The organism is Streptomyces sp. SID13726 (genome assembly GCF_010548375.1).
Lineage (GTDB): Bacteria > Actinomycetota > Actinomycetes > Streptomycetales > Streptomycetaceae > Streptomyces.
In genome coordinates, this window is record NZ_JAAGLY010000010.1 from 101,632 (window position 1) to 127,596 (window position 25,965).

At 67.7% G+C, this 25,965-nt stretch carries 28 protein-coding genes and 2 pseudogenes; 14 read left to right on the forward strand and 16 right to left on the reverse strand.

The genetic code is table 11. The features are described from left to right. Positions 1-25: 25 nt before the first annotated feature. Both G3I78_RS25835 and G3I78_RS25840 read left to right on the forward strand, forming a co-directional pair. On the forward strand, positions 26-484 hold the full coding sequence (locus G3I78_RS25835; RefSeq protein ID WP_164428633.1) for an Rrf2 family transcriptional regulator: 459 nt from the start codon (positions 26-28) through the stop codon (positions 482-484). A 109-nt stretch (positions 485-593) separates the two neighbouring features. Then, on the forward strand, positions 594-1,541 hold the full coding sequence (locus tag G3I78_RS25840; RefSeq protein WP_164428635.1) for a sulfite exporter TauE/SafE family protein: 948 nt from the start codon (positions 594-596) through the stop codon (positions 1,539-1,541). A 74-nt stretch (positions 1,542-1,615) separates the two neighbouring features. On the opposite strand, the gene G3I78_RS25845 is transcribed toward G3I78_RS25840, so the two are convergent. Then, positions 1,616-2,458: an intradiol ring-cleavage dioxygenase gene (locus G3I78_RS25845; protein WP_164428636.1), complete on the reverse strand. Its 843-nt coding sequence runs from the start codon at positions 2,456-2,458 to the stop codon at positions 1,616-1,618. A gap of 244 nt (positions 2,459-2,702) precedes the next feature. Here G3I78_RS25845 and G3I78_RS25850 point away from each other — a divergent pair, with 244 nt between their 5' ends. Then, positions 2,703-3,353, forward strand: a complete 651-nt coding sequence (locus G3I78_RS25850) for a DUF4360 domain-containing protein (protein ID WP_164428638.1) — start codon at positions 2,703-2,705, stop codon at positions 3,351-3,353. A gap of 93 nt (positions 3,354-3,446) precedes the next feature. Here G3I78_RS25850 and G3I78_RS25855 read toward each other — a convergent pair whose 3' ends face one another. Further along, the gene (locus tag G3I78_RS25855) at positions 3,447-4,220 is read right to left on the reverse strand and encodes an intradiol ring-cleavage dioxygenase (RefSeq protein WP_164428640.1); all 774 of its coding nucleotides are present in this window, start codon (positions 4,218-4,220) and stop codon (positions 3,447-3,449) included. 170 nt (positions 4,221-4,390) lie between these two features. Here G3I78_RS25855 and G3I78_RS25860 point away from each other — a divergent pair, with 170 nt between their 5' ends. Next, a complete protein-coding gene (locus G3I78_RS25860) occupies positions 4,391-4,687 on the forward strand; it encodes a hypothetical protein (RefSeq protein WP_164428642.1) in 297 nt (98 codons plus the stop codon). A 108-nt stretch (positions 4,688-4,795) separates the two neighbouring features. Here the strand turns inward: G3I78_RS25860 and G3I78_RS25865 are convergent, their stop codons facing one another. From G3I78_RS25865 to G3I78_RS25880, 4 genes are read right to left on the reverse strand one after another with little or no spacing between them, the layout of a single operon-like run. Continuing rightward, entirely contained in the window at positions 4,796-5,380 is a 585-nt protein-coding gene (locus tag G3I78_RS25865) for a DinB family protein (RefSeq protein WP_164428644.1), read from the reverse strand. 14 nt (positions 5,381-5,394) lie between these two features. Beyond that, positions 5,395-5,763, reverse strand: coding sequence for a hypothetical protein (locus G3I78_RS25870; RefSeq protein WP_164428646.1), 369 nt, complete (start codon positions 5,761-5,763; stop codon positions 5,395-5,397). Then, positions 5,760-6,002, reverse strand: coding sequence for a DUF397 domain-containing protein (locus G3I78_RS25875; RefSeq protein WP_164428648.1), 243 nt, complete (start codon positions 6,000-6,002; stop codon positions 5,760-5,762). Before G3I78_RS25875 ends, G3I78_RS25870 begins: the two co-directional genes overlap by 4 nt. Next, a complete protein-coding gene (locus G3I78_RS25880) occupies positions 5,999-6,784 on the reverse strand; it encodes a helix-turn-helix transcriptional regulator (protein WP_164428980.1) in 786 nt (261 codons plus the stop codon). The genes G3I78_RS25875 and G3I78_RS25880 overlap by 4 nt, the downstream gene beginning before the upstream one ends. A 169-nt stretch (positions 6,785-6,953) precedes the next feature. On the opposite strand from G3I78_RS25880, the gene G3I78_RS25885 reads away from it, so the two are divergent. From G3I78_RS25885 to G3I78_RS25910, 6 genes are all read left to right on the forward strand, one after another. Further along, a complete protein-coding gene (locus G3I78_RS25885) occupies positions 6,954-7,436 on the forward strand; it encodes an ATP-binding protein (RefSeq protein WP_164428650.1) in 483 nt (160 codons plus the stop codon). Between the two features lie 117 nt (positions 7,437-7,553). Then, positions 7,554-7,976: a hypothetical protein gene (locus tag G3I78_RS25890; protein ID WP_203615533.1), complete on the forward strand. Its 423-nt coding sequence runs from the start codon at positions 7,554-7,556 to the stop codon at positions 7,974-7,976. 117 nt (positions 7,977-8,093) lie between these two features. Then, a complete protein-coding gene (locus G3I78_RS25895) occupies positions 8,094-8,780 on the forward strand; it encodes a hypothetical protein (RefSeq protein ID WP_164428651.1) in 687 nt (228 codons plus the stop codon). Then, positions 8,777-9,586 carry a hypothetical protein gene (locus G3I78_RS25900; protein WP_164428653.1) on the forward strand — a complete coding sequence of 270 codons (810 nt, stop codon included), beginning with the start codon at positions 8,777-8,779 and terminating at the stop codon, positions 9,584-9,586. The genes G3I78_RS25895 and G3I78_RS25900 overlap by 4 nt, the downstream gene beginning before the upstream one ends. Further along, on the forward strand, positions 9,579-10,133 hold the full coding sequence (locus G3I78_RS25905) for a hypothetical protein (RefSeq protein WP_203615534.1): 555 nt from the start codon (positions 9,579-9,581) through the stop codon (positions 10,131-10,133). The genes G3I78_RS25900 and G3I78_RS25905 overlap by 8 nt, the downstream gene beginning before the upstream one ends. A gap of 32 nt (positions 10,134-10,165) precedes the next feature. Further along, complete coding sequence (locus tag G3I78_RS25910) at positions 10,166-10,696, forward strand: SUKH-4 family immunity protein (RefSeq protein WP_164428656.1); 531 nt, start codon at positions 10,166-10,168, stop codon at positions 10,694-10,696. 12 nt (positions 10,697-10,708) lie between these two features. Here G3I78_RS25910 and G3I78_RS25915 read toward each other — a convergent pair whose 3' ends face one another. Further along, entirely contained in the window at positions 10,709-11,497 is a 789-nt protein-coding gene (locus tag G3I78_RS25915; protein WP_164428658.1) for an alpha/beta fold hydrolase, read from the reverse strand. 196 nt (positions 11,498-11,693) lie between these two features. Here G3I78_RS25915 and G3I78_RS25920 point away from each other — a divergent pair, with 196 nt between their 5' ends. Together G3I78_RS25920 and G3I78_RS25925 are read left to right on the forward strand one after the other, a co-directional pair. Beyond that, complete coding sequence (locus G3I78_RS25920) at positions 11,694-12,650, forward strand: arabinan endo-1,5-alpha-L-arabinosidase (RefSeq protein WP_164428660.1); 957 nt, start codon at positions 11,694-11,696, stop codon at positions 12,648-12,650. Further along, positions 12,637-12,878: pseudogene (locus G3I78_RS25925) on the forward strand (helix-turn-helix transcriptional regulator); the annotation flags it as partial. The gene G3I78_RS25920 and the pseudogene G3I78_RS25925, both read left to right, overlap by 14 nt. Before the next feature lie 657 nt (positions 12,879-13,535). Here the strand turns inward: G3I78_RS25925 and G3I78_RS52890 are convergent. The 7 genes from G3I78_RS52890 to G3I78_RS25970 form a co-directional block, all read right to left on the reverse strand. After that, on the reverse strand, positions 13,536-13,736 hold the full coding sequence (locus tag G3I78_RS52890; protein ID WP_343243848.1) for an IS3 family transposase: 201 nt from the start codon (positions 13,734-13,736) through the stop codon (positions 13,536-13,538). A gap of 354 nt (positions 13,737-14,090) precedes the next feature. Then, on the reverse strand, positions 14,091-14,573 hold the full coding sequence (locus G3I78_RS25945; protein WP_164428666.1) for a hypothetical protein: 483 nt from the start codon (positions 14,571-14,573) through the stop codon (positions 14,091-14,093). Positions 14,574-14,579: 6 nt separating this feature from the next. Beyond that, complete coding sequence (locus G3I78_RS25950; protein ID WP_343243854.1) at positions 14,580-18,497, reverse strand: SGNH/GDSL hydrolase family protein; 3,918 nt, start codon at positions 18,495-18,497, stop codon at positions 14,580-14,582. A gap of 228 nt (positions 18,498-18,725) precedes the next feature. Beyond that, positions 18,726-19,625, reverse strand: a complete 900-nt coding sequence (locus G3I78_RS25955; protein ID WP_164428668.1) for a hypothetical protein — start codon at positions 19,623-19,625, stop codon at positions 18,726-18,728. Between the two features lie 17 nt (positions 19,626-19,642). Further along, complete coding sequence (locus tag G3I78_RS25960; protein ID WP_164428670.1) at positions 19,643-20,074, reverse strand: hypothetical protein; 432 nt, start codon at positions 20,072-20,074, stop codon at positions 19,643-19,645. A 230-nt stretch (positions 20,075-20,304) separates the two neighbouring features. After that, the gene (locus G3I78_RS25965) at positions 20,305-20,553 is read right to left on the reverse strand and encodes a LuxR C-terminal-related transcriptional regulator (protein WP_203615535.1); all 249 of its coding nucleotides are present in this window, start codon (positions 20,551-20,553) and stop codon (positions 20,305-20,307) included. A gap of 315 nt (positions 20,554-20,868) precedes the next feature. After that, entirely contained in the window at positions 20,869-21,672 is an 804-nt protein-coding gene (locus G3I78_RS25970) for a hypothetical protein (protein ID WP_164428672.1), read from the reverse strand. A 415-nt stretch (positions 21,673-22,087) separates the two neighbouring features. Here G3I78_RS25970 and G3I78_RS25975 point away from each other — a divergent pair, with 415 nt between their 5' ends. Together G3I78_RS25975 and G3I78_RS25980 are read left to right on the forward strand one after the other, a co-directional pair. Then, positions 22,088-22,438, forward strand: coding sequence for a helix-turn-helix transcriptional regulator (locus G3I78_RS25975; RefSeq protein ID WP_203615536.1), 351 nt, complete (start codon positions 22,088-22,090; stop codon positions 22,436-22,438). Beyond that, on the forward strand, positions 22,435-23,160 hold the full coding sequence (locus G3I78_RS25980) for a hypothetical protein (RefSeq protein ID WP_164428516.1): 726 nt from the start codon (positions 22,435-22,437) through the stop codon (positions 23,158-23,160). Before G3I78_RS25975 ends, G3I78_RS25980 begins: the two co-directional genes overlap by 4 nt. Positions 23,161-23,363: 203 nt before the next feature. Here G3I78_RS25980 and G3I78_RS53235 read toward each other — a convergent pair. Both G3I78_RS53235 and G3I78_RS25990 read right to left on the reverse strand, forming a co-directional pair. Further along, positions 23,364-23,687, reverse strand: a pseudogene (locus G3I78_RS53235) (integrase core domain-containing protein); the annotation flags it as partial. Positions 23,688-24,308: 621 nt separating this feature from the next. Next, positions 24,309-25,946, reverse strand: a complete 1,638-nt coding sequence (locus G3I78_RS25990) for a histidinol-phosphate transaminase (protein WP_164428677.1) — start codon at positions 25,944-25,946, stop codon at positions 24,309-24,311. Between the last annotated feature and the right edge of the window lie 19 nt (positions 25,947-25,965).

A 25,965-nucleotide genomic window follows, 5' to 3' on the forward strand; every position in this document is an offset into this window, starting at 1 on the left:
CTGCCGGACGCAGCACAATTGTCGTATGAGGATCTCTGCACGAGCGGACTACGCGGTACGGGCGGTGCTTGAGCTTGCCGTGCGGCAGGGCGGCGGGCCGGTGAAGGCCGAGGAGATCGCCTCGGTCCAGGACATTCCGCACAAGTTCCTGGAGGGGATCCTCGGCGATCTCCGGCGGGGCGGGATCGTCGACAGCAGGCGGGGCGGGGGCGGCGGTTACCGCCTCGCGCGCGAGGCCACGGCCATCACCGTCGCCGATGTGATCCGCGCGGTCGACGGCCCGATCGTCTCGGTCCGCGGCGAGCGCCCCACCGGCCTCGAGTACACCGGCTCCGCGCAACCCCTGCTGCCCCTGTGGATCGCCCTGCGCGCCAACGTCCGTAAGATCCTGGAGGGCGTCACCGTCGCCGACATCGCGGCCGACGCCCTGCCCGCCCCGGTACGGCGGCTGGCCGCGGAGCCCGCCGCCTGGGAGAACCCGTGAGCCCGTACCGGGTGCTCAGGCCGCTCTCAGGTTGACGCCCTAGGGTCCGGTCCCGTTGCTCTTTCCTACTCACCCGGTAGGAAACCTCGGAGAGAACGGGACCGACCGCATGCGCACGCTGATCCTGCTCGCCCTCGCGGGCCTGGGCGCCCAGCTCGTGGACGGCAGCCTCGGCATGGCCTACGGCGTGACCTCCACCACCCTGCTGCTGGCCCTGGGCACCGGCCCGGCCGCCGCCTCCGCCACCGTCCACCTCGCCGAGATCGGCACCACCCTGATGTCCGGCGCCTCGCACTGGCGCTTCGGGAACGTCGACTGGAAGGTCGTCGCGAGGATCGGGGTGCCAGGGGCGGTGGGCTCTTTCCTGGGCGCGACCGTCCTGTCCCGCCTGTCGACGGAACTCGCCGAGCCGGTGATGTCCCTGATCCTGCTGGGCCTCGGCTTGTACGTGATGTCCCGCTTCACCTTCAAGGGGCTGCCGAAGGACCGACTGGGTCAGCCACTGAGCCGCCGGTTCCTCGCACCCCTCGGCCTGGTCGCCGGGTTCCTCGACGCGACCGGGGGCGGCGGCTGGGGTCCGGTCGGCACGCCCGCGCTGCTGGCCAGTGGCCGGATGGAGCCGCGCAAGGTGATCGGCTCGATCGACACCAGCGAGTTCCTGGTCGCGGTGGCGGCGAGCCTCGGCTTCCTCTTCTCGCTGGGCTCGCAGGGCCTGAAGTGGGCCTGGGTCCTGGCCTTCCTGCTCGGCGGCCTCGTCGCGGCCCCGGTCGCCGCCTGGCTGGTCCGCCTGCTCCCACCGCGCGTGCTGGGCTCGGCGGTCGGCGGGATCATCGTCGTCACCAACGTCCGCACCCTCCTCAAGAGCGACTGGCTCGGCGTCTCCGGCGGGCCGGGCATCCTCGTCTACGGCGTCCTGTACGCACTGTGGGCCGCGGCTCTCGGGTACGCGATCCGGGCGCATCTCAAGGAGCGGGAGCGGGTGCCGTCGGAGGGTGCCGTCGGAGCGGGCCGGCTCCCGGACGGGGGCCGGGGCGTTGCCGCGGAGGAGCGAGGGTGACTGACTGAACGCGGTGTGGGTGTGGTGCCCCCGCCTGGGCACCACACCCACTCGCACTCAGAACCGGGCCCGGGTCAGGCGGAGTTGACCCCGACCGTGAGGGTGGCCGCGTAGCCGTCGGAGACGCTGGAGCCGAGCGCGGTCAGGGTGAGCAGACCGGAGGAGGCGCCGCCGTCGTCGTAGATGGAGTCGTCCGCGAGCAGGGTCTCCTTGGTGGTGTTCGCGGAGTACGGCGAGGTCGCCTGGACCTCCGTGTTGATGTCCGGGTCGAAGAAGAGCTGCCCGGTGTGGATGATCTCGCCGCCGGTGTACGAGTCGTCGGTGAGCGTCACTTCCGTGTGCACCCGCATATGGACGTGGACGGCCCGTGAGACGTAGTGGCCGGGCCAGATGGACGTGATGCTGCACTCCCCGTTCGCGTCGGTCATCTGACCGCCGCGCAGGAAGGTGCCGTTGTCCTCCTCGGTGTGGCCGTTGCCGCCCACGAAGCCGGAGTACTCGCCGAGGGCGTCGCAGTGCCAGATCTCGACGAGGGCGTCGGCGAGCGGCGCGCAGTCGTTGGCCTGGTCGACGACGGTGAAGGTGTACTGGACCTCGAACCCTTCCTTGTCCTCCCTGATGTCCGTGCGGACCAGGGCGCCTTCGAGCGAGTACGGCCCCTCGGTGACCTCGGCGTTCAGGGTGCAGATGCCCGAGGAGGCGGTGGCGGCGGTGTCGGCCGCCGTGGTGGACCCGCTGGTCGTGGTGGTGGTGTCGGCCGAGGCGATACCGGCGATCGCCAGTCCGCCCACCGCGGCGACGGCGCCGCCGCCGATCAGGACCCGGCGCCGCTTGACGCTGTTGTCCATCCGGTGCCTGCCGGCCTGACCGGGGTTGTCGGTGTTGCTGTCGTGGTGGTGCTCCATGTTTCCCGTCATGTGGAGGAAGTTAGGAGCCGAGCTGAAGAATTCCTTAACTTGCGGCTGTGAACGAGCTGGGGATGCTCCGCCCAACTAACCCCGTTTACACGTGAGTTAGGACATCGTAAGGAATGGCTTGAGTTCGCTCTGGTGGGGTCGCGAGGCGCTACCTACGATTCCCTCGCCGCGGTGCTTCACAGAAACCACACAGGTTCTCCACGCTTCAACATTCAGCGCGTTCAGCGCAGAGGAGAGACCCCCCATGGCAAGTGGACTGCTCCTGGGTGGCGCCATCGCCGCCCTCGTCACCGCGGCGGTGCCCGCGCACAACCCGTCCGGCGGGTTCGTCGACCCGCCCCCGGACAAGATCGTCATCAACGTGGCCACGGTGAACGGCTCCGGCTGTCCCGCGGGTACGGCGGCCGTCGCGGTCTCCGAGGACAACACCGCCTTCACGGTGACCTACAGCGACTACCTCGCCAAGGTCGGCGGCAACTCCGACCCCACGGCGTTCCGCAAGAACTGCCAGCTCAACCTGGTCGTCCACGTCCCGTCCGGCTTCACGTACGCCATCGCCAGCGCGGACTACCGGGGCTTCGCCTCGCTCCAGTCCGGCGCCAGCGCGGTCCAGAGAGCCTCGTACTACTTCCAGGGCTCCTCGCAGACGGCCTTCAAGACCCACAACTTCAGCGGCGCCTACAACGACAACTGGCAGGCGACCGACACCACCGACTGGGCCCAACTGGTCTGGGCGCCCTGCGGAGTTCAGCGCAACTTCAACATCAACACCGAGATCCGCGTCAACGCGGGCAGCTCGTCGCCGTCCAAGGTCAGCTTCATGACGATGGACTCGACCGACGGCGACATCAGCACCGTGTACCACATGGCCTGGCAGCAGTGTCCGGTCAAGTGAGGGTCGGCTAGGCATGCCGACTGGGCGTCACCGGGGCCGCGGTGACGCCCAGTCGGGCTGGTGGGCGGCTGGTCAACAGCCTTCAGCGGCTGGTCAGTTCTCGACGCCGAGGGTGAGGGTGCCGGTGTAGCCGGAGGTGGGGGAGCTGCCCAGCGCGGTCAGGGTCAGGAGGCCGGACGCGGCGCCGCCGTCGTCGTAGATCCCGTCCTGGGCGAGGGTGGTGCGGGTGACCGTGTTGGCCGAGTACGGCGAGAGCGCGCCGACCTTGGCGGTGACCGTCTCGTCGAAGAAGAGCTGGCCGGTGTGGAGTTCGGTGCCGCCGGTGAAGGAGCCGTCGGAGGTGAGCGTGACGCCGACGTGCACCTTGACGTGGATGTGGACGCAGCGGCCCCGGTACCAACCCGGGTAGACCGTGGTGATGTTGGCGACGCCGCTGGAGTTGGTGAGGACTCCGCCGCGCAGGAAGGTGCCGCTGTCGGGTTCGTCGTGGCCGTTGTTGCCGACGTAGCCGGAGTACTCGCCGAGGGCGTCGCAGTGCCAGATCTCGACGAGGGCGTTGCTGATCGTGGCGCAGGTGTCGTCGTCGACGACGGTGAGGGCGAGTTTGAGGGGGAAGCCGGTCTTGCCCTCGGTGATGTCGGCGCGGACGTACTGGCCGTCGAGGTAGTAGGGGCCCTCGGTCATCTCCTTGGTGAGCGTGCAGACGGCCGCGGCGGCGACGGGGACGGTGTCCGAGGCGTCCGCGGTGCCGGCGGTGGGGGTGGTCGCGGCGACGGTCGCGCCGACGGCGAGGGTGGCGGCGGTGGCCGCGGTGGCGACGAGGACGGTGCGTCGGGTGACGGTGTCGTTCATGGGGGTTTCTGTCATGGACACGGCACCGTAAGGAGGGTTGCTGTTGGGGGGCTGTCAGTTCGGCAAAGTGAGGGACCGTCAAGTTTCTTGCGAGACAGGTTGCGAGGCAGGTTGCGAGACGGGTTGCGCGATGGTTCGGGGTGCGCGCGGTAGCGTATCGGGGCGTATGCCAACAAGGAGGGTGAATGGGGCTTACCGTGCGGGTCGAGCGGCGTATCGCCGAGGACTTCCCCGGCCGGGAGGGCGAGGTGGTCGGCGATCTCCTCACCGAACTGGTCAACCACCTGACCGACCGGGGTGACCAGGAGGACAAGGAACGCATCGCGGCCGCCACGCTGGTCTGCGGCCGGGGCCGGGTGGACCGCCTCCTCGACGCCGTCCAGCTGGCCAAGGAGGACTGGCGGGACGTGCTGGTGGGGGCGGGGTTGGCGGATGCGGGGTGGAAGGAGCGGCTGGAGGCGGATTTCGGCCCGGAGGGATGACGGCACCCTGACCGGCCCTCGCCACCGGATTCCGTCCGCCGCGCTGTGACGCCGGTCCGTACCGTCTGTGAGGGTGACAGGTCGGGACGGGCCGGCCTCGGCCCGCTTCTAAGCCTTGGTCGGTGTGGCTGGTCCCGCGGCCTGTTCGATCTTTGCGCGGTGGGCCGCGCGGGCTTTCTCGTCGATCGGTGTTTCGTGTTCGGCGCGGAGTCCGGTTCGGCCGTCGAGGCCTTCGCGGAGGATGTCGGCGTGGCCGGTGTGGCGGGTGGTTTCGCCGAGGACGTGGATGAGGATGGCGAACAGGTTGGTGTTCGGGTGGGGCTCCGGCCACCACGGGACGTGGCCGGGGATGTCGAGGGGGAGGGCGTCGATCGTCGCGTCCGCGTGGTCCCACGTGCGCCGGTAGAGGGCGATGATCTGGTCGCGGGTCTCGCCCTCGGTCGCCCACAGATCGCTGCCGTCGGAGTCCTGCCAGCGGGGCAGCGGTTCCGGGGAGGGGCGGTCGAAGACCTCGCCGAAGTATCTGGCCTCGACCATGGCCACGTGTTTGACCAGGCCGAGGAGGTTGGTCCCGGTCGCCGTCAGGGGGCGGCGGGTGTCGTACTCCGACAAGCCGTCCAGTTTCCAGAGCAGCGCCTGGCGGTCTCGTCGCAGTCTTCCGTGCAGGGTGTTCTTCGCGAATTCGTCGATCATGCGGCGAGCCTCCCCTACCAGTATGTCGCCGGGCCCGTGAGGACCCAGCCGGCGTCCGTGGGTCTGACCCGGAAGCCCAAGGACACCTCGATCACTTGCGCCCGGTAGGTGATCTCCACGTAGAAGCTGCTGCCGGTGCCCCAGTGGAACTCCGCGAGGTCCAGTTCACCGAGCCAGGACAGGTCCTGCTCCCAGTCGGCGGTGACGGGGTCGCCGTCCGCTTCCACGGAGCCCCTCCACAGCGACTTGAGCACGTGGCGGACCTGGCTGTGGTCGATGAACTCCTCGGCCTCGGGGATCCGCCCGGCCCGGAGCAGGTCGAAGTAGCCGCGGACGACCGCTTCCACGTCGGTCCTGGTGGGGCGCTCCGTCCAGATCTTCACCTGGTGAGGTGGGTGAGGAAGGTGGTCCAGGGGGTGGGGGCGGTGGTGAGGCAAGGGCCTTCGGGGGTCTTGGAGTCTCGGATGTGGATGGTGGTGGGGGTGAGGGCGATCTCTACGCAGTCGCCGTCACCGCTGCTGCTGTAGCTCGACTTGTGCCAGGAGAGGGCGACCTCGACGCAGTCGTCGCCGGAAGCGCTGCTGTAGCTGCTCTTGAACCAGGCCAGTTCAGAGGTGCTCATAGGTCTCCTTGCATCTGCTTCAGCAGGCTCAAGGAGTCCTTCATGCTGAGAGCCTGCGAACGCATCCTCGCATATCGACTCTGGAGCACGCTGACCACTTTCGGGTCAGTGATCAACTGACCGCTCTCCTGGCCTTCGTTGTAGGCGAACCACTTGTTTTCCGGCGTCTCCAGCAAGCGGATTGGGCCCTGTAGCCCGGCGTGCGACTCCTGTACCAGGGGCATGATCTGGATCTCGACGTTCCGTAGCTTGGAGATCTCCAACACGTGGTCGATGAGTCCGCCTGTGACCTCCACCCCGCCCGTGCGCCGTAGAAGCAGGTGCTCTTCGAGGATGAAGCTGAACGCGGTGTTCGGGCGATCCCGCAGCATCTGCTGTCGTTCCGCTCGGGCGGCCCACCGTTCTTCGATCTGGGCGTCAGCCAGTGGCGGCAGTTGATCGGCGGCCAGCGCCCCTGCATAGGCCTCGGTCTGCAACAACCCAGGAATCATGCGGCACTCGTAGGTGTACAGAGTGATCGCGATCTCCTCCAGCTGTGCCCACCGCCGAAACCACGCCGCCAACCCCGGCTGCCGAGCCAGCTTCGGGAACGCCTTCCGCAACACCCCCGTGTTGCCCAGCACCTCCTCCGCTCGCTCCACGAACACCAGGTCCGGCATCCTGCGGCCCAACTCCACCGACGCCACCGTGTGCTTGGAGAACCGCACGCGGTCGCCGAACTCCTCCCGGCTCAGTGCCGCATGCTCGCGCAACGCTTGCAGCACCGCCCCGAACGTCCGCATGCTGTCCGACGACTCCGGCTCACCGCCACCTTCGACCACAGTCGGTCACCTCCCTCGCTCATGGTCACGGTCCGTCACTCGTACTGTCCAGGCCGTGACCGCGTACGCTGCCGGAGCGTACGTGGCTTCGGCCTGGTGAAGTGGCTGGAGGGGGAGCCAGATTAGGGGCGTGACGACACCTCCCACTCCCCAATCTCCGGTGACCGTACGTACGTTCACCCAGCGGCTCAGTGCGACCCCGCGTGGCGCCCGGCTCGCCCGGCATCTCGCTCTGGACCAGCTGCGTGAGTGGGGTCTGCCGTACGACTGCCCGGTCTCCGAGGCCGTCGCCGTGATCGTGGCCGAGCTGGCCGCCAACGCGGTGACCCATGGCCGTATCCCCGGAAGGGACTTCGAGCTGAGGCTCTCTCTCGTCACCGGCAGTGTTCGTGTGGAGGTGAGCGATACGCGGGCCGAGCCCGTCGCGGTCGTACGGTCGGCAGGGCGGCTGGACGACGGTGGGCGCGGGCTTCTTCTCGTCGAGGCCCTTGCCGATCGGTGGGAGGTGGTGGAGCGGGAGTCGGGGCCCGGGAAGACCGTGCGGGCCGAGGTGGACGTGCCGGGGTGGCTGCGGCTGGCCAGACGGGCCGGTGTGATCCGGGCCGCGCTGTGATGAGTTGGGCGACCGGACGCCTGCCGGCCGGTGCGTGGTCTTGCTCTTCGACTCCCTTGGCCCACACGGCTGTTGGATACTGGGCCGCCGATCGACGTACGGGAGGGGGAGGTTCGCGTGCCGGACGGGCGTGAGGTGGGGGCGGGGGAGTTGCTGGGCGTCGCCAAGGACGAGGAGCGGGCCCGGAGTCTGCTGCGGGCGTTGCGCACGCTGAGCAAGGGGGACGATCCCAGGCTGCGGGCGATGGCCGGCGGGGTGCTGCGCGGAGACCTCACCGCCGAACAGGCCTTCACCGACCCGGAGTACACCGCCGCGCTGTTCTCCGGTGCGGACAAGGTCCGGCGGGCGGGGGAGGGGCGTTCCGAGGCCGAGGCGCGGGAGGCCGGTGAGCGGTTCGGGGCCTGGCAGGACGCGCGTCGCGAAGGGGAGGGGGACGCCGGTGGCCGGGATGAGACACCTTCCGGCGCCGACCGTCGTGCGTCCTCCCGGCCGTCGGACGGACCCTGGCGCAACAGCGGCCTGGGCGGCTCCCGGCCGTAGCGGTCGGGCTTCTCCGACCACTTCCGTATCCCCTGCAAATCCCTTCCCCCGTAGTACAGTTCGGGCCGTCGTACGCCTGACCAGAAATGGTCCTGCCAAGACAAAGGGGGAACGCGCATGGGGGTCGTGCTGCCCGACGAGGCGGCCTGGGTACTGGATCTCATCGGCGTCGAGTGGCCCAATGTCGACGAGGACGACTACCGCGACATGGCCGACAACCTGCGCTCCTTCGCCTCCCAGATGCGCAGCGGGAAGGACGCCACGGCAGGTGTCGTCCGGGAGTTCCTTGAGGGGAACGAGGGGATCGCGACCGCCGCCTTCCAGCAGCACTGGGGCAAGGTCAGCGACGTACACCTGGAGCGTCTCGGGGAGGCGGCCGATCTCGGGGCCATGGCTCTCGACGGCGCGGCCGTGGTCGTGGCCGGGGCCAAGGTGGCCGCCATCGTCCAACTCGGCATCCTCGCCGCCGAGATCATCGCAGCCCAGGCCGCCGCGCCCTTCACGCTCGGGCTCTCCGAGGTCGGCGCGCTCGGTGCCACCCAGGCCACCCGGCTCATCGTCCGGCGGCTGCTCAAGGAGGCCGAGCAGATGCTCCTGGAGGAGCTCATGTCCGTCGCCATGGGCCCCGTCTACTCCGCGCTCGGCGACATGGCCGCCGACCTCGTCATCCAGGTCGGCGCCAACGCCGTAGGACTGCAAGACGGTTACAGCCCCGGCAAGACCCTGCACGCGGGCGGCGAGGGATTCCAGGAAGGGCTCGACGGCACCACGGGGACCTTCACCCAGAAGGGCGGCGCTGCGTGAGCGACACCGTACGCAGCGACAAGGACCTCCACGACCGGCTCGCCGACCGGATCACCTCCCAGGCCGACGAGCACGAGTCCGGCGCCCGTCCCCATCTGCGCAGCAGCCGGGCCGGGTTGAACCGCACCCGCGGCAAGGGCGCGCTCGCCGCGGCCGTCGAGACCGGCGCGGAGAAGATCCTCAAGGCCATCGAGGAGGCCGAGGACCAGCTCCACAAACACCTCCAGGACGTGTCCAAGGGCGTACGCGCCATGGGCGACAACCACGCGCGCAACGACAAGAACATCGAGACGATGCTCCAGAGCATCGTCAAGCGCTCCCGAGACCAGGACACGGTCCGGGACGGCGGCGGGATCGGCAAGGACCGGCCGGACACCGCCAAGGACCCGCACACCGTCACCCTGGAGTGGAAGCCCGGCATGCCCAAGCAGGCCTTCGAGCGGAAGGCGCGGGCGCTCCAGCGGCTCGGCGAGGAGGGCAAGCTCTTCAAGTTCAAGGGCAGGACCGAGGACTACCGCGACAAGAAGATCACCGCGGACTACAAGGGCGCGCTGGAGGCCCTGATCCGCCGGAACCACAAGGACGACCCCGACTTCGCCGAAGAGGCCGCGGGGGCCGCCCGTAAAATGCAGCCCGACCACGTCAACGAGCTCCAGACCGGCGGTCCGGACGCGTGGCGTAACCTGCGGATGCTCGACCGGACGACGAACTACGACATCGGAACGCAGCAGATCCGCCCGCAGATCAAGGATCTTCCGGACGGCAATCCGATCAACATCGACATCAAGTGGTGGCCAGATGACTAGCGCGAGCCCGACGCCGTCCCGTCTGATCGCGACCGTGGATGACCTGCGGACGGCGTTGGCGGAGAGCCCGGACGTCCTGTCGTTCACGCTCGGCGGGACCGTCGACGAGGAGACCGCGGCCGACGCGGAGGCCGACGGGGTGCCGCGGGAGTACCTGGACTTCTGCCGGGTGCTGGACGGCGCGAGCTGCGGCCCGTCCGTGCAGATCTTCGGCCTGGACGAAGCCGACGAGCACCAGTTCTACTGCGAGCCGGTGCCCGACTCCCCGCTGCCGCTGTCCCCCGAGAAGCTCTACTGCGTCGGGATGATCCAAGAGGCCCCGCTCTTCGTCGACCGGGCGAGCGGCGACCTCCTCGGAGCCGTCGAGGAAGGGCCTGACTGGCCCGACGCGGAACGCTTCGAACGGCTGGCGCCCGGGGTGGCGACGTTCTTCCTGGAGCGGCTGGTGACCCCCGCTGAATACGCCCGACTCGCGCTGATCGACGACGAGTCGCTGGAGCACGACGACTGGCTGAAGCTGCTGCGGCGGGCCGGCCTCGCCGGCTGAACACACCGAGCACGAGGGGAAGCAGAGGACGCATGGCCACCCATGACGAGATGACGGAACTGTTCGGCGCCGACCGCGTGGTCACGCTGGACCGTGCCGTCGCCGAGGAGCGCGGACTGTCCGAGGCCGACGCCGAGGTGCTGTGCGAGGTCGGCGTGCCCGTCTTCGTCGACGTGCTGTTCACCCTCGACACCGCCGACGACGGGCCCGATCCCTTCACCGTGGTGCCGGTCGCCGCGGGCGGCGAGGAGACCCGCATCCTCGTGCTGGGCGGCCCCACCGACGACCCCGAGATGCGGTACTGCCTCGACCTGGACCGCGGCTACGTCATCCTGCTGTCCTTCGGCGACGACCCCCGCGCCGAGATCGTCAACCGCACCCTCGCCGACCTCGTCGAGTTCCTGTACCGCTTCGCGCTGCGCACCCGGCACCTGGAGCGGGCCGCCGACCAGGACCGCGCCCCGTACACCGACAAGCTCGTCGAGTACCTCAAGTCCCGCGACCCGTACGCCTTCGCCCAGCCGGACAGCTGGTGGTCGATGGTCTTCGAGCAGGTCGGCTGAGGTCTGCGGCACTCAGGTCCGGGTGTCCCAGAAGTCCCGCAGGGCCGCGTTGACGTCGGCGGGCCGCTGGGTGTGCGGGTAGTACCCGGGCAGGCGTACGAGGCTGCCCCCGAGGGAGTCCGTGAGCGACTCGGCCACGGCGACGAGGGGGAGCCCCACGTGCTCGCGATAGGCCGCGGGCGCGTCCTCCCAGGTCCCGCAGATCACCAGCACCGGCACGGCGGCGTCCCGGACCGGCTCCAGCGGGATCTCCGCCTCCCAGACCGGTCGCTCCCGCATCGACGTGTCGACCGCGCGCAGCCGGCGTGGCGTCGGTTCCGGCATCCTCATCCCCAGCCCCTCCGTGGACGCCCGCAGATACTGCTCCGGCGTGACGTCGCCGCCCCGGACACCGGAACGCACCCGGGCCAGGAGATCCGCGACCACCGGACGGTCCGCCGCCGCGGTGAACGCCGAGGGCTGGATCAGCGCGAGGGAGCGCACGAGGTCCGGCCGGCGCGCGGTGGCCAGCAGCGCGGCGACGGCGCCGTTCCCGTGTCCCACCAGGTGCGCGCCCTCGCCGAGCACCTCCACCACGTCCCCGGCGTCGACCTCGAAGTCGCTGCGCGCGGTGTCCGGGCTGTCGCCGTACCCCCGCCGGTCCATCAGCAGCAGTCGCCGGCCGGCGGCCAGGGGACGCTGCCAGGCGAAGCCGAACTCGGGGTCGTCGCCCCACGTCATGATGTTGTGGACGAAGACGGCCGGGGGCGCCTCGGCGGTCCCCTCACGGTCGTCCCACTCGGTCACGTGTACGGCGGTCATCGATCCCCTCACAGATGTCGCTCAGGAACGCTTCGGCACGGAGTCTGCTGCCCGTGCACGCACACCGACCCCGTACCCCCGAAGGGGTGAGGCTGCGCGGACCATTGACGCGCAAGGTGTTCGATTCTACGGTCCCGTCCGAAGCTCTGATCGATGATCGACCTGTCGAACATCCCCCCACTCAAGGAGCGTCAGCATGCGTCGCATCTCGTTTCTTGCGATTCCCGCAGCCTTCCTCCTGGCCCTGATACCGGGCACGGCGTCGGCGTACCCCAACCCGGGGACGGTCACCGGCGCCACCACCATCCACGACCCCACCATGATCCGTACGTCGGCGGGCCGTTACCTCCTCTACGGCACCGGCGGCGGCCTCGGCTACCGCACCTCCACCGACCGGATCGCCTTCAGCGCGGGCGCCGACGCCTTCAGCACCAAGCCGGGCTGGTGGTCGTCGTACGCCACCGAGGCCTGGGCGCCGGACATCTCGTACCAGGGCGGCAAGTACCTGCTCTACTACGCCGTCTCGACCTTCGGCTCCAACAAGTCCGCGATCGGCCTGGCCACTTCGAGCACCGGCCTGCCGGGTTCCTGGGCCGACCAGGGCACGGTGTACACCTCCACCACGTCCAGCGACTACAACGCCATCGACCCGAACCTCTTCGTCGACGGCGACGGCAAGTGGTGGCTGTCCTTCGGGAGTTGGTGGACCGGCCTGAAGATGATCCAGCTCAACCCGAGCACCGGAAAACAGCTCTCCACCAATACCACCCGCTACTCGATCGCCGCCCGCCCCACCGGGACCAAGGCCGTCGAGGCGCCGTACATCGTGAAGCGCAACGGCTACTACTACCTCTTCGCGTCCTACGACACCTGCTGCGCCGGCACCAGTTCGACCTACAAGGTCAAGGTCGGGCGTGCCACCAGCATCACCGGCCCCTACGTCGACAAGAACGGCGTCGCGATGACCAACAACGGCGGCACACCGGTCCTGGAGTCCCACGGCCGGTACATCGGCCCGGGCGGCCAGTCCATCATGAACGACTCCGACGGCGACCTGATCGTCTACCACTACTACGACGGCAACGACAACGGCACCCCGAAGCTGGGCATCAACTTGCTGAACTGGTCATCAGGTTGGCCTGTCGCAACTTAGGGCCGCCGGCATCACCCAGGCCCGCCTCGCGACCGCGTTGAAGACGACGACTCAGTCGGTGAAGAACTGGGAGAACGGCCGCGCGGAGCCGAAGTCGCCGCGCCTGGTGCCTACCAGCGGCTGCTGAACGGGTGGGCGGCAAAGCATCCCGCACCGGGTGCGGCCTCGGCTGCCGCGACGCCACAGGCGGCTTCCAGTACACCGTCCGTGTCCGAGGTGGAGGCGGCAGACTGACGTTTGCCCGCGACCTTGGACACTCGTCGGTTGTGCCGCGAGGGCGTGTTGATGCCGCTGCCGGGTCTCGGCCGGGGTGAGGTAGCCGAAGGTCTTGTATTTGCGCGGGGGGCGACGGTTGTAGAAGGTCTCGTGTAGAAGGTCTCGATGAAGGTGAAGAGCTCGGCGCGGGCGGTATCCCGGTCGGGCCAGATGCGGGTGCCGATCTCTTCCTTGAGCAGGGCCCAGAACTCTCGGCGGCCGCGTTGTCGAAGCATGATCCGGTGCGTCCGCAGCTGCCCGTAGCCCCAACTCGCTTATTTGGGTGGTGAAATGGGCCGAGGTGTATGCGCTGCCGCGATCCGAGTAGAGCACGCAGCCCGGCTGAAGATCTCCTCGGCCGTGGACCATGTCGAGGGCGTCCAAGACGAGTTCTGCGCGGTGGTGATCGGCCATGGCATAGCCGACGACCTCGCGGGTGGCCAGGTCCAGCCGGCAGGCGAGGTAGAGCCAGCCCTCCGTGGTCGGCAGGTAGGTGATGCCGCCACCAGTTTGGTCCCGGGCCGCTCGGCATGGAAGTCGCGGCCGATGAGGTCGGGGGCCGGCTTCGCCTTCTTGTCCGGCCGGGTCAACGAGCGACGCTTGCGCCGGGTGACGCCCCGGGTGGCGCGCTCACGCATCACGGGCGACGCGCTTGCGGTTCACCCGCCGCCCCAGACGGCGCAGTTCGGTGTGGATGCGCGGGACGCCATAAGTGCGGCGGGAGGCGATGTGCAGCACCGTGATCTTGTGCGCAAGCGCGTCGTCGGCGGCCTGCCGGGCATCACGGGCGGCTTCGCCCTCGCGCCACGCGTAGTAAGAGGAGCGGGCCACATGCAGAACCCGGCACAGCAGAACTCAATCGTCTGCTGCTGTTCGCGGTTCTCCCGCCGCAGCAGCTTGAGCTCCTCGCGTTCGTCACCGCTCAAGTCGCCGGGAGTGCCCTCGCCCCGGTTCGCCTGGGCCTTGCGATACCTGCCACGCAGGGACTGGGAGCTGATGCCGAGTTCCCGGGCGACCGCCGTGACCGTCTTTCCCGAAGAGTCGACGAGCGCGATCGCGTCCCGCCTGAACTCATCGGTGTACCGCTTCGTGTACTTGCTTCCCACCTGGTGCTACTTCCTCTGGAACCTCAAGATCCCAGTCTCCAGGTGTCCAAGATCCAGGGGAAGCTTCAGTCTTGGCTGATCAAGGATTCTGTTGCGCGACTTGGGAGCAGCGTTCGTCGGCAGTGTGCGCGGTGATGTTCGCGCTGAGGTGTCGGCCCTCGTTCAGTTCGAATATCACGGTGAAGCAGCGGTCGACCGTTGCTTCGGATGAGCCGAACAGGACCAGCGAGCGCTCGTAGGAGCGGGTGAGCTGTATGACGACTTCAGTACGGCTCTTGGTGGGCTCCATCGAGAAGAGGAGGCCGTTTTTGTTGTCTGTGGAGGTGTCCAGAGCCGTTTGGATGTCCTGCCGTTCGGTGGGCAGGGTGTTGCGCTGGGCGACGACGCTGTCGGCGAAGCGCTGCGCATCCGTTCGGGTCGCCTCGAAGGCTGAGTGTTCGCGGTCGGTTTCCCGCGAGCTGCCGATGCTGTAGGCGACGATGATGGCCGCGAGCAGGGCAAGAAGGACCGCCCCTAAGGCTTTCGCCCATGGGGCGGTCCGTCCGGTCTGACTGGTCGTCATCGCTGCCTAGAGGTTGTTCACCGCACGGCGGAACGCCTGGGCGTATGCGGAAGTGCCTACGCCGTTGGGATGATAGCTCTCACGGCTGATGCACCATGTTTGCCCGAGGGTGCAGGTGAAGTCGCCGTCGCCTTGCTGAGCCTTCACAATCTTGTTGATGCCCTCGTTGGAGTCGCAGGCCCGCTTACCCTCGAAGTCGCTGTCGGGTGACTCGAAGCTCACAGGCAGCCCTTGTGCCTTGAGTGTTTCGACCAGTTGCTTCTGTTGGGCGGTCATGTAGTCGCCCATGTAGTTCAGCCGGTTCATCCCGGCTCCTCCGACGCCGCTGATGCACGTGGTGGCGCTGGCGTTGAAGAGCCGTGGATACCCCATCAGAACGATCTTGGCGTTGGGTGCGGCTGCTTTGATCTCACGCAGCACGCTTTCAACCCTGGGGATGGTGTTGTCGATGTCACGCTTGACGTCAGCTTCGGCTGGACAGCCAGTCGTGGCACACATCTGCATCACCACCGGGAAGCCGGCGTCGTTGCCGCCGATGGTCAGAGCCACGAGGGTGGTGTCGGCGCTGAGGATGCCGGAGTCGATCTGAGCTTTCTCGCGGAAGTTGCCGTCCCGGCCCCACGGGGTTGGGTCACCGGGTGTGACTCGATTGGTGAAGGCGCCGGAGCAGGAGACGTTTTGCATGTCGAGAGAGGCGTCGTAGGAATCGGTCAGCTGGCCTATGGTGGAGGAGTACCCGGGCAGGGTGGTCTTACGGGCCCAGGAGTTCTGGCTGCGTCGGCAGGCGTTCCATTGGCGGTCACCGTTGGGGTCGTAGTCCTTGTTGCTTTCTGCGGAGTAGACGCCCGCGCCCTCGCCGGAGGTGTAGGAGTCTCCGAGGATGGCGACGGACTGCTTGGGTTTGCTGCCGATGGGCTGGAATGCGACAGCGTCCCAGGCGACGTCATCGTCGCCGGTGCCGTCGCTGGCCTGGCTGGCCAGCTGGACGCGAGGAGTACCGCTGATCTTGTAGACGCCGAGTGTCACCCAGGTGTTGGCACCGTATTCCTGCCCGATGTAGCGGTGGCGCGTGAAGGCACCGGTGCCGGTGTCGATGTCATAGCGGGCTTGCTGGGTGTGGGCCCCGTGGTCGGGGGTGTGGACCATGATACGAACCCACTGGTCAAGGGTGCGGCCAAGTGTCCAGGTCCCGGTGGTCTTCAGCCGATCTCCGTCGGTAGTGCCGTTCGGACGGGTGTGGGTGAACCAGAAGTGGTTGCCGTAGCCGGCACCGATCTGATGGAGGTCGATCTTGCCGGGATAGGTGCTGTTCCAGGCGGTGAAGTCGAACTTGAAGGTGCCCGCCGAGGAGATGGCGCCGCACGTATGGCCCGATGTTCCGGCTGGTCTAGTTCCGTTGGGGACGTCGTCGACGACGAGGGCGCCCGTGGGCAGGCCGGAGTTGGAGGCGCAGCGGGCCGGATAGGAGGCGTCCTGGTTGGGCTGCTCGGGGTAGTCGGTGTCGTTGAAGCGGTGGATGGGGTTGCCGCATGCGGCAGCCGCGTCACAGTCCTTCCACTTCACGGCCTCATGCCACCAGCACTTCAGGTACAGCGGGTCGGTTTCGCTGGGGTCTCCGGGCAGCTTGCACGGACCCTTGCCGGTCTGGTTCGACGCACCGTCACTGATCTTGGAATTGTCGCAGTCGTTCGAGGTGGTGCAGAAGATCATGATGGGCGGCTTGGCCTGGGTGCGAGCCTGATTGTTGTTCCACCAGGCGGCCCGGTAGCCGGGCTGCATGTCGCCAGGCTTGAACATGGCGGAGATCGGCCGGGCGGCCCAGCCGATGACCTTCTCCTGGTAGGGCCAGTCCTGCGGATGGGCGGCGTGGCTGTAGTCATCTCCGCCGCTGGCTGATTCGAGGAAGGGCAGCCGGTTTTCCTTCCACAGCGGGTTGGCCGGGTTGTTGGTCCAGCCCACGCCCCACTTGCCGCTGTTGCTGGAGGCCGCGGACTTCGGGTGGTAGCCGGAGTTGTAGGCCCATAGGGCGAAGAACCAGTTCTCGATGTACTTCGGCTTGCCGCCGTTGACGATCAGTCCGTCCTTGCGGGTCTCGTTCCACTTCGAGGTGAGGATGTCCGCGCCGTAGGCGATGTTCGCGGTGTAGTCGAGGGCCGCGGCTTCCTTCTGCTCGTTCGACAACGCGGTGCTGGACTTGCGCATGCCGTCGGTGACCTGGGTGATGCCGTATCCGCAGTCGGATGAGGCCCAGTTGATCGCCCATGGGTCGCCCTGGCTGCCGTCGGCGGCGTACTTGATGCCGTAGTAGTTGCCGATCAGCGAGTTCCCGGTCAGGCCGGGCACCACGGTCCGGGCGGCCTGCCACATGTTGGATTCCTGGGCGGTGATGCCGAGGAGGACCTGCGAGGGGATGTGCCACTCGTCCGCGCGGTCGATCACCCCGTTGGGATCGCCTTCGAGTACGTGCAGCGGGAACAGACGGCTCTGCGGACTGTAAGCGATCATGCCGGTGCCGTTCCAGTTCGCCGGCCGACTGATCCAGTTGTCCAGTTTGTTGATGACGGTCTGGTTCACGGCCCACTCCACCTGCCGCGGAGTGGGCTGCAGGGCCTGCTTGGTGAGGCTTCCTCGCGGGACGGCACAGGTGCGTTCGTCCTCGACCGGGTTGTTGGGGTCGGCGGCCAGCAGGTTCGCCTGGGGAGCAGGCGCGGGTGCCTTAAGGGCAGGTGAGATGGCGGCGCCCTGCCGTAGGCGCGGCGCGGACACGGGCCGGGCGCCGGGGGTCGTGGTGAGGCGAGTGCTGTGGCCGGTGGCAGCGGTGTCGATCTGGGTCGTCACCGGACGGGTGGCGAGGATGTCGGTGCCTTTGGGCGGGCGCTTGGCGTGTTGCCACTGTGTGCGCACCAGGGCCTCGCCGTGGGTGGATGCTGTTGCGTCCTTTGCGGCACCGGAGTTCTTCACACTGCCCGGCAGGAGGGCGGTGATTTTGGCCTTGCCGGTGATGAAAACGGTCCCGTCAGCCGAAGCCGTCAGGTCCATGTCCGCGAGCCGGCCCTGGGCCAGGGTGGTGGTCTTTCCGGCGTGGGCCCGTTTGACGCTGCTCCTGTCGCTGGCAGTGCGGTCCAGGAAGACCAGTCCGCCGTCGCGGTCGCTGCGCAGCTGGAACGGCACACCGGATGCGGCAGCGAGTGGAGCTCGTTTGCCGTCTGGGCTCACCTTCACTACGCGGTAGCCGTCGGCCGCAGCGATCCCGTCTTGGTACGGAATGGCGGAGGTGACCTGTCCGTCGAGTCTGAGGGGGCGGCCGGCGGTGCCGGCGAGGGCATCGACAGCGACCAGCCGTGTGGCGTTGTGGGCGGAGCTGTCATCGGTGAACTGCGAGACGACGGCCTTCTCACCGCGACCGCAGCCGGGTGAGAAGTAGGCGAGGGAGGACTGCACCGCGAGCTTGGTGACCTTACCGCTGGTCAGGTCGACGATCGCAGTGAAGGCGCCGCGGGTCATGAGCTCGGGCTCGTTGGTGAAGGTGCGTGGCGCGTAGACGGCGATGGCCCGCTTACCCGAGGCGGTGACGCAGGCGTTGCCGATCCACGCGTCGGCGTCGAAGCCGGGCTCCGACAGGGTGGCCGCGGTCTTCCACGTGTAGCCGGTCTTCTTGTCGGCGGTGAGGAGGTGGAAGCCGTTCGCGTCCGAACTGGTTGTCCACACGCGGTCGGTGGAGGATTCCCAGTTCTCGCCGAGTACGTCCGCCCTTTGTCCGCGGGGAACGGCTGGCGGCGAGTCGGTTGTGCCCTGGCCGGTGGGTGCAGGCGCTGTTGCTGCTGGGGAGGGGAGGCTGTCAGCCACGGCGGCGGTCTGAATGAGCCCGGTCAGGACGGCGGCGGCCGCGAGGCCGGCCACCCCCGCGCGGGCAGGTCTGAGCACTCTCAACGGGACTTCCCTCTCGCATCTGGAGACGCTGGACAGGGCATATCGCGGTCGGCCGCCGCAGGGTGTACGGGAATCTTGCGGCGGTCGGCCGCAGGGCAGAGCCGCCGGCGCGAATGGCAGCAACCGAGCGTCAGCGGCTAACCGATGGCGCGCCAAGGCATGCCGCCTGCCGGTGCTGCTGCAGGTTCACCGGCAGGCGGCGTAATAGTGCAACCGAGAGATCTAGCGGTCGGCGGCCTTGGCCTTGGCCACGGCCTGGGCGGTGGCGGCCTTCACGTCGTCGAGTTCGTCCTGGTGCTGGGCGATTGCCGTCTGCTGCAACTTGGCCTCGGCGTCGAACCAGACCTTCTCTACCTGGTACTTGTCCCGGCAGGCGACATCCGCGGTGGCCGTGGCGATCTCCGTGCTGCTGATCGTGTAGGGGTCGGCGAAGGCGGGGTCGTCGTTGGCGTCCATGGGCTTGGCGTACGTGTAGCCCTTGGCCTTCATACAGGACGCCCACTGGTTGAAGACGGCCACCACATTTGTGGCCTGATCGGCCCCGCGGAAAGCGTCGCCGCTGATCTGCTGGACCAGATCGACAACTGGACTCGCCGGTGCCACCCCATCGACCTGGGAGACGCAGGCGCGCACCGCGGAGTCGTCGGCACCGGACTTGTCGACGGCGCCGACGCTAGCCGCCTCGTCGTAGGCGGCCTGCTGCGCCGGGTCCGGGTGGTAGCCGTTCTTGGCCGCGAGAGCGGCGTCGTGGATGCCGTAGCGCCAGTCCGTCAGAGTCTTACCGCCCACTACGGGCAGGTCCGGCGGCGGCGTCCAGGCGGGGTAACCGGCCTTGTCCATGCACGCGTCCAGGAGGTCATCGCGCGTTCCGGAAATCAGACGGGTCTGGGCCTGCGTCGGCATGTACGCCTCGATGGGCAGCCTCCACGTCGCAGGGTCCTCGGGGTCAGCGGCCACGGCCTGCTGCGGGGCGGCCTTCGGGGCGGATCCCCCGCTCGGCGGCTTCGCAGCACGGGTGGGCGAGGTGTCCGGCAAGCTGGTCGAGAATGCTACGGCGCCCACTGCGACGGCGACCAAAGCGGGAACTCCGGCCTTCGCGAGGGTCCTCATTCGTGCGTTCATGCTGCTTCCCCCCGGCCTCAGCTCGTCCACTGGAAGGACGCGTTCTCGTTGTAGACATTACGGAAACGGTCGATGTACTGGTACGGGGCCATCACGTCCTGGGCGCCCTTGTAGCCGCTGTTGAAGTACACATGCGCGGTGTATCTCGGGTGTGTGTTCTCACCCGAGGCGGCGTTGTTCTTGATGCGCGTGCCAGCCCCCGCCGGTGGGGTGCTCGCTGAGTCTGTCAAGCAGAACTTGAGCTGATAGGTGCCCGGGTTGCTGCCGCCAGGCCGCAGTACGTCGAAGTTGTAGACGCGGTACCCGATGTTCCTCCAGGCACCCTTCTGCACGGAGTTGTAGTAGATGTGGAACTTGAAGGCAGATTCCTCGGGAAACTTCGAGCAGGCCTCCACGCTCATCAGGTTTTCGTCGTCCCACTCGTTGTCATCCGCTGTAGCCTGGGGCATGGCCAGGCACAGTAATGCCACGGCTCCCGCCACGCTTCCTAACGCTCTTCGCAATGTTCCTCCTGTCGTTGCGTGCTCCAAATGCGGAGCACGGATGAGAAGCCAGAAGAGCCCTCACCGGCAGCTTTGGCTGCCCTTGCCACATCTAGCACAAGGGGCTCCCTGGTACGCGTGTATCTGGTGTCTGGCTACGGCATCGGCTTGGACTGGCTCAGAGTCATCGGCTTGAACTACACCGAATCCGCTCGAGCGTTGCAGGCGTTTCGGCCGGAGGTGAATAGACCCAGCTCTTGGGCTCGAGCGCCCAGCGCTACACGGCCCGTGGCGCCGAGATGGTGCATCAGGTTACCTACGCGCCGCTGAACGGTCCGATGCCCGATACCTAACTGACGTGCAACCACAGCATCGTTGAGTCCTTGATGCAGCAACTCAAGGATCTGGTGATCAATTTCCTCGATGTGCGTCCCCGTGGCACCCAAACATCCCCCTCATCAAGTAGCCGTTTGCCGCTACTTGATGAGGATTCTATTAATATCACACAGGAAACAACAGCCCATCAAGTCACACCAAATCAGACAGATAGGAGGATCGGGTGTGGCGTATTTGCGCCATACCGGCTACCGGCGCATGGGTGAGTACATCGAGAGGAACGGAGAAATCCCTGATCAAGCCGCGCGTGAGGCTGGCACCTGAATTCATCCTAGCGAGTCAGCCGCTTTGGCACTGTGCAAATTTGCGCCGTCCGGAATGGCCAATTCCTAGTGATAGTCCCGGCGTGATTCGGGGGTGCGCCGTCAGGCACCGTCCTGGTGGAGGATCGTCATGACATCCCCGGATGTGACGGTCTGCTCGCCTTCCGGCAGATGGACTGTGACGGGCTTGCCGACATCCTTGAACTGCATCGAGAATGACCGGCCCCCCTCGACCTGGTACTCGGCAAGCACGGCCTTCGGGCTGCCCTGCGCCGGGACATAGACCCGGATCGTCACCGGCCCCTTGGTCTTGGAAAGAGAACGCAGACGTTGCCCGTCGCGCACTGTCACCGGCCCGGAGGTCACGTCGCCGACGGCCGTCGCGGCACCTGCGAGCAGCAACCCTGTCTGGCACACCGGCGCGATACCTTCCGTCTCCGGCACGTCGCCGGGCAGAGTGGTGACCATGTACGCGCCGCGCAGCAGCTCGGTCGCAGCCCACTGCGGGTCCTGCGTCAGGTCTGCCGCGGGATCGACTACGGCGACCTCCGAGTCTCCTGCCAGCCTGCTCACGGCCTCAGGCAGCGCGCTGTCGGCCCAGCGGGTCCATACCTGCTTGCCGACCAGGACACTCTCCGCGCCTCCGACTGTTCCCGCGCAGCCTCTGCGGCCGTCGAGGGCTGCTTCGAATCGGACTTTCGCTCCGCCGGAGCTGTGAAACTCCCCAGTCATCCGGAACGACTTCGCCTGATGCAGTGGCTGAAGCGCGTCCTCGAACGCCTGAACCTCCCTGCTGCGCCCGTCGACTGTGCACGATGCCGCCAAGGCAACCGCTGACGCCACTGCCATAGACACCCGGCCACCACGCACCATGCGCACCTGCATCTCCCCGCCCTGACGACCCATCGCACTCAACTCTCCTACAAGACTGCACACTTCACTACTTCGGCCTGTTTTAGGAAGCGGCAGCCCTGCCAGCTATGCGACGGCGTCTGTCGGAAGAGGCGGCGGTGCCGTGTGGCCTGCGCTCATCCAGTTCTCCCTGGAGGTCGTCCATTCACCGTCGTGGCAGACAGGGATCTGGGGCTAGCCACAGCAAAAGAGACGGGCTTGACTGCAGCGGCAGTTGTATGCCGAGGGATGCCGCTCGGGTGGCAACCGGTGGATAGGCCGTGGCGACCGGAAATGCCCTGGCCTCGGCAGCCCGTGTCGGTGTCAGGGCCCTGTTGCTGGTGTGGTGGTTGGTGTCATCCCGTCAGCGCGGGTGGTTAAAGTGCAGATCGGTGCTATGTCGGGTCCCGTTATTGGGTATCGTCTTGTCATGGAAGTTCAGATCACACGTAATGTCGCCCGTGTCCTGAAGGTGTTCACCGAGGATCCGGGCACGCCCCGCTTCGGCATGGAGCTCATGAAGTTGATGGCCATGTCGAGCGGCACCCTGTATCCCATCCTCACCCGTCTGGCCAAGGCCGGATGGATCGACGCACACGATGAGGACGTCGACCCGAGCACCGCCGGACGGCCGGCCCGCCGCTATTACACGATGACCGGCGAACAGGCCCGACAAGCTCGGCTGGAACTCGCCCAGTTCACTTCCGAAATCAGCCCCTACCCCGCGCGGCCTCTGGGATGGACTCCCGGTGCAACCGACGTCACCGGAGGCCTCCGGTGACGATGGAGAACACGATGCCGGGCTACCTCTCCGCCGCAGCGGCCACGGCTGAAGGCGGCCCCACCTTCCTGGGCGAGGACTGGACGGGCTGGAGGACCGCGTTGATCGCGGCGGTCGTAGCGGCCCTCGCCTACGAGGCCACCCTCGCCTTACTGCGCGTGTTCAAGCCCCGAGCTGTCCGGTTCGTGACGCTGCGCCTGCCGTTCCTGCTGCTTGCGACGGCCCGGCTCACCGTGCCGCCAACCGCGTGGAAGGAGCTCTACGGGCCGTTGAAGGCCGACCTGTGGGACGTCCTCGACGACGGCGAACGCAGCGCCATAGGCCGTTTCGCAGCTGGTATGGCCTTCTCCGCCTCGCTCGTCTTCGGCGGCGCGGTGCGCACGGCCCGGGCCATGGACATCACGAAGCCGGAAACCAAGGCGAAAGGGCAGTCCCCGCGGACTCGGGAAAGCTCACGGAGGGCGCGACGCCTCGCCATCGGCACCGCCGTCACCGTCGCCCTTGCCGGCATGAACGGCCCCTGGCTGTACAGGTATCTCAGCCAAGACGACGGGTCCTTCTTGGGGACGCTTCTCCTCATGGTCAGCGTCGGGGGAGCCGTTGTCACCGCTGTGACGGCAATGCTGTCTGCACGGAGCGCCCTTAAGACGGCCAAGCTGATCTCAGCTGCTGACAGGCTGGAATCGGCTCGACGCGTACCTGAAGACCAGCCGAAAAAGTGAGCCGTGTCCTCAACCTGGAGGCGCCGTCGTCCTTCCAGGCCGGGGACACTCCCGAGTCGGTAGCACCAGGTGAACCGGACCGCTCCGAATTTCTGGAACAACCCGGACTGCAAATCCGCCGCTGCTGCCGCGCACATGAAGCGCTCCGGGTCTGGTGGAGGCTCCGGACTGTCCTGAGTTGGGTGGAGTCGAGGTGCTTGGTTTCAAGCTGGTGGGGTGCGGAGTTCGTACTCCACCGGGCTGAGCATGCCCAGTGCGGAGTGTCTGCGCTGTCGGTTGTGGAAGATTTCCAGGTACTCGAAGAGCGCGGTGGACAGCTCCAGACGGGTCCGCCATCGTCTGCGGTTGAGTAGTTCAACCTGGACTCGGGCCCAGAAGGACTCCATCATCGCGTTGTCCACGCAGTCCCCGATAGAGCCCATCGAGGGCAGCAGGCCGGAGGCCCTCGCGCGCTGGGTGAACGCCCAAGATCCGAACTGCACTCCGTGATCGGAGTGGATGATGGTGCGGCCCGGTCGCGGGGAGCGGTTGCCGCGGGAGTCGTACGCCTTGTCGGCCCGCCCCCGGTCCGGCCGCTTGCGCGGCCTGCCGAGCCCCACCCTCGGAACCCAGATGGCCTCCAGGACCGCTTCGAACTGCAGGGAATCGCTCCGCTGCCCGGCCGTGATCACGACCGACAAGGGCTTTTGCCCCTGCTCGACCGCGAGGTGGATTTTGCTGGTCAGCCCGCCGCGGGCGGGATCGCTTTTGCCGTCCTGTCCGCTTTGTTCCTCGGACGTTCCCCCCTTTTGTGAGACCGCCTCCTCCAGCGCCGCCAGGGTCTGTTCGCTGACCCGCATACCAGCCGCATCAAGATGGGCCCGTGTGGTGGTGGAGTCCGCGCTGACAGGGAGATGTCGATCTCGTCCTTGCGGGTGGCCTTGGCGATCGCCTCTTCCAGCAGGGCCACAAAGACGCCCGCGTCGCGCCCACGCATGAAACGGTTGTAGACGGTCTGCCAGGCGCCGAACCGCTCGGGGTACGGGCCGAGCCTGCCTACCGGCAGAGACGGCCCGATGAACTCCCACTTGCTGTCGGTGAGTTGCGCACGCGTCCCAACACAGTCCTAGGGGAACTGCGGGATCAGCCCCACGACCCGCAGTCGCCCATCAGCCGACTTGCCCCATACCTGCGGCGTTGGGCCAACTCTGCGCATTCGGCCACCCGGTGGCCGGCGCAGCGGAGAGCTCCTCCGGGGCTCCCGGCGCAGGGGCCGTCATCCCCCGGACCTGCGCGGCCGTGAGCCCCCCTCGGGCCGGAACTCCCGGCGGAGTGGGCCCACTCGGCGTACCGAAGGGCATCTGGGCCGGAGCGGGCGGGGCGGGTGCGGGCATCTGCATGGGGGCGGGAGCCGGGACCGGGGCGGGCGCCGGAACCGGCGCCGGCATCTGGGCCGGCATCGGCATCCCCGCTCCCATGGACTGCGCGCCCATGGAAGGCGCCGCCATCGCCACCGGCTGGGCGACCGGCATCGGAGCGCCGACGCCACCGACCATCCCCCCGCCGCCTACGGCCATCGCCGCGAGGCCCTGCATACCGGCGCCGTTGGTCTGGCCGACCAGCCGGTCCACTGCCGCCGTACCCGAGCTGTAGCTGGTCCCTTGAGCGAGCTCGGGCACGGCGGCTCCCCTCCTGGTCCCGTAGAGCACCTGTTCCAGGCCGGACACCAGGCGACGCACGTCCACCTGGGGGCGCACCACGAGCCGCAGGAAGCGGCTGGAGGACCCGATCTTGTTGCCGCACTCGCGGACGAGGATCCGGTGCTCGGTGAGCATCCGGTCCCGGACCACGGTGCCCTCGGCGCCCACGGGCAGGCGCACGAAGAGGAAGTTCCCCTGCGAGGGGTAGACGGTCAGACCGGGCAGCGCGGCGAGCTGGCTCGCCATGTCGAGCCGGTCCCGGCGGACCTGGTGGAGGCTCTGCGCGTACTCGGCGCCGTGCTCCTTGAGCATGAACACCACGTACTCGGCGAAGGCGTTGAGGTTCCACTTCGGCAGCATCGAGCGGACCCGGCCGGCCAGCGAGGGGTTCGCGACCATGTAGCCGAAGCGGATGCCGTGCAGGCCGAAGTTCTTGCCGAGGCTGCGCAGCACGATCACGTTGGGCCGGATCATCGCCTCCTGGACGACGCTCGGCTCCTGCTCGGCGTCCGCGAACTCCAGGAACGACTCGTCGATGACGATGAGGTCCAGGTCGGCCATGGCGTCCATGAACTGCACGAGCGCGTGCTTGTGGAGGAAGCCGCCGTCGGGGTTGTTCGGGTTGCAGATGACCGCGACCCGTGTCCCCCGGGTGCGTATGAACTCGGCGTACTGCGCGAGGTCCAGGGCGAATCCGCTGGACTCCTGGAGCGGGAACATGTCGACCCGCTTGCCGGTCTCCATCGGCTGGTCGGTCCAGCGGCCGAAGGTGGGGACCGGGACGGCGAGGGACTCACGGACCAGCAGGTGGTCGATCCAGGTGATCAGTTCGGTGGAGCCGTTGCCCATCGCCACGGCCTGCGGCGGGAGTTGGAGCAGATTGCACAGCTCCGCGGTGATCGTGTCGGCACTGCTGGGGTAGTAGGTGATGATGTCCTTCAGCCGCGCGGCCATGGTGTCCATCATCGCCGGAGTGGGAAAGTAGGGATTGCAGGGGATACAGAAGTCCACCGGCCCCGTCCCGTCACCGCCCTCTCGCGCCAGCGCCGCCATGGACGGGCTGTGCGCAGTGGTGCTGCGGAACAACGAGGTGACGTTGTCGGCCATCGAACCTCCGTATGGGGCG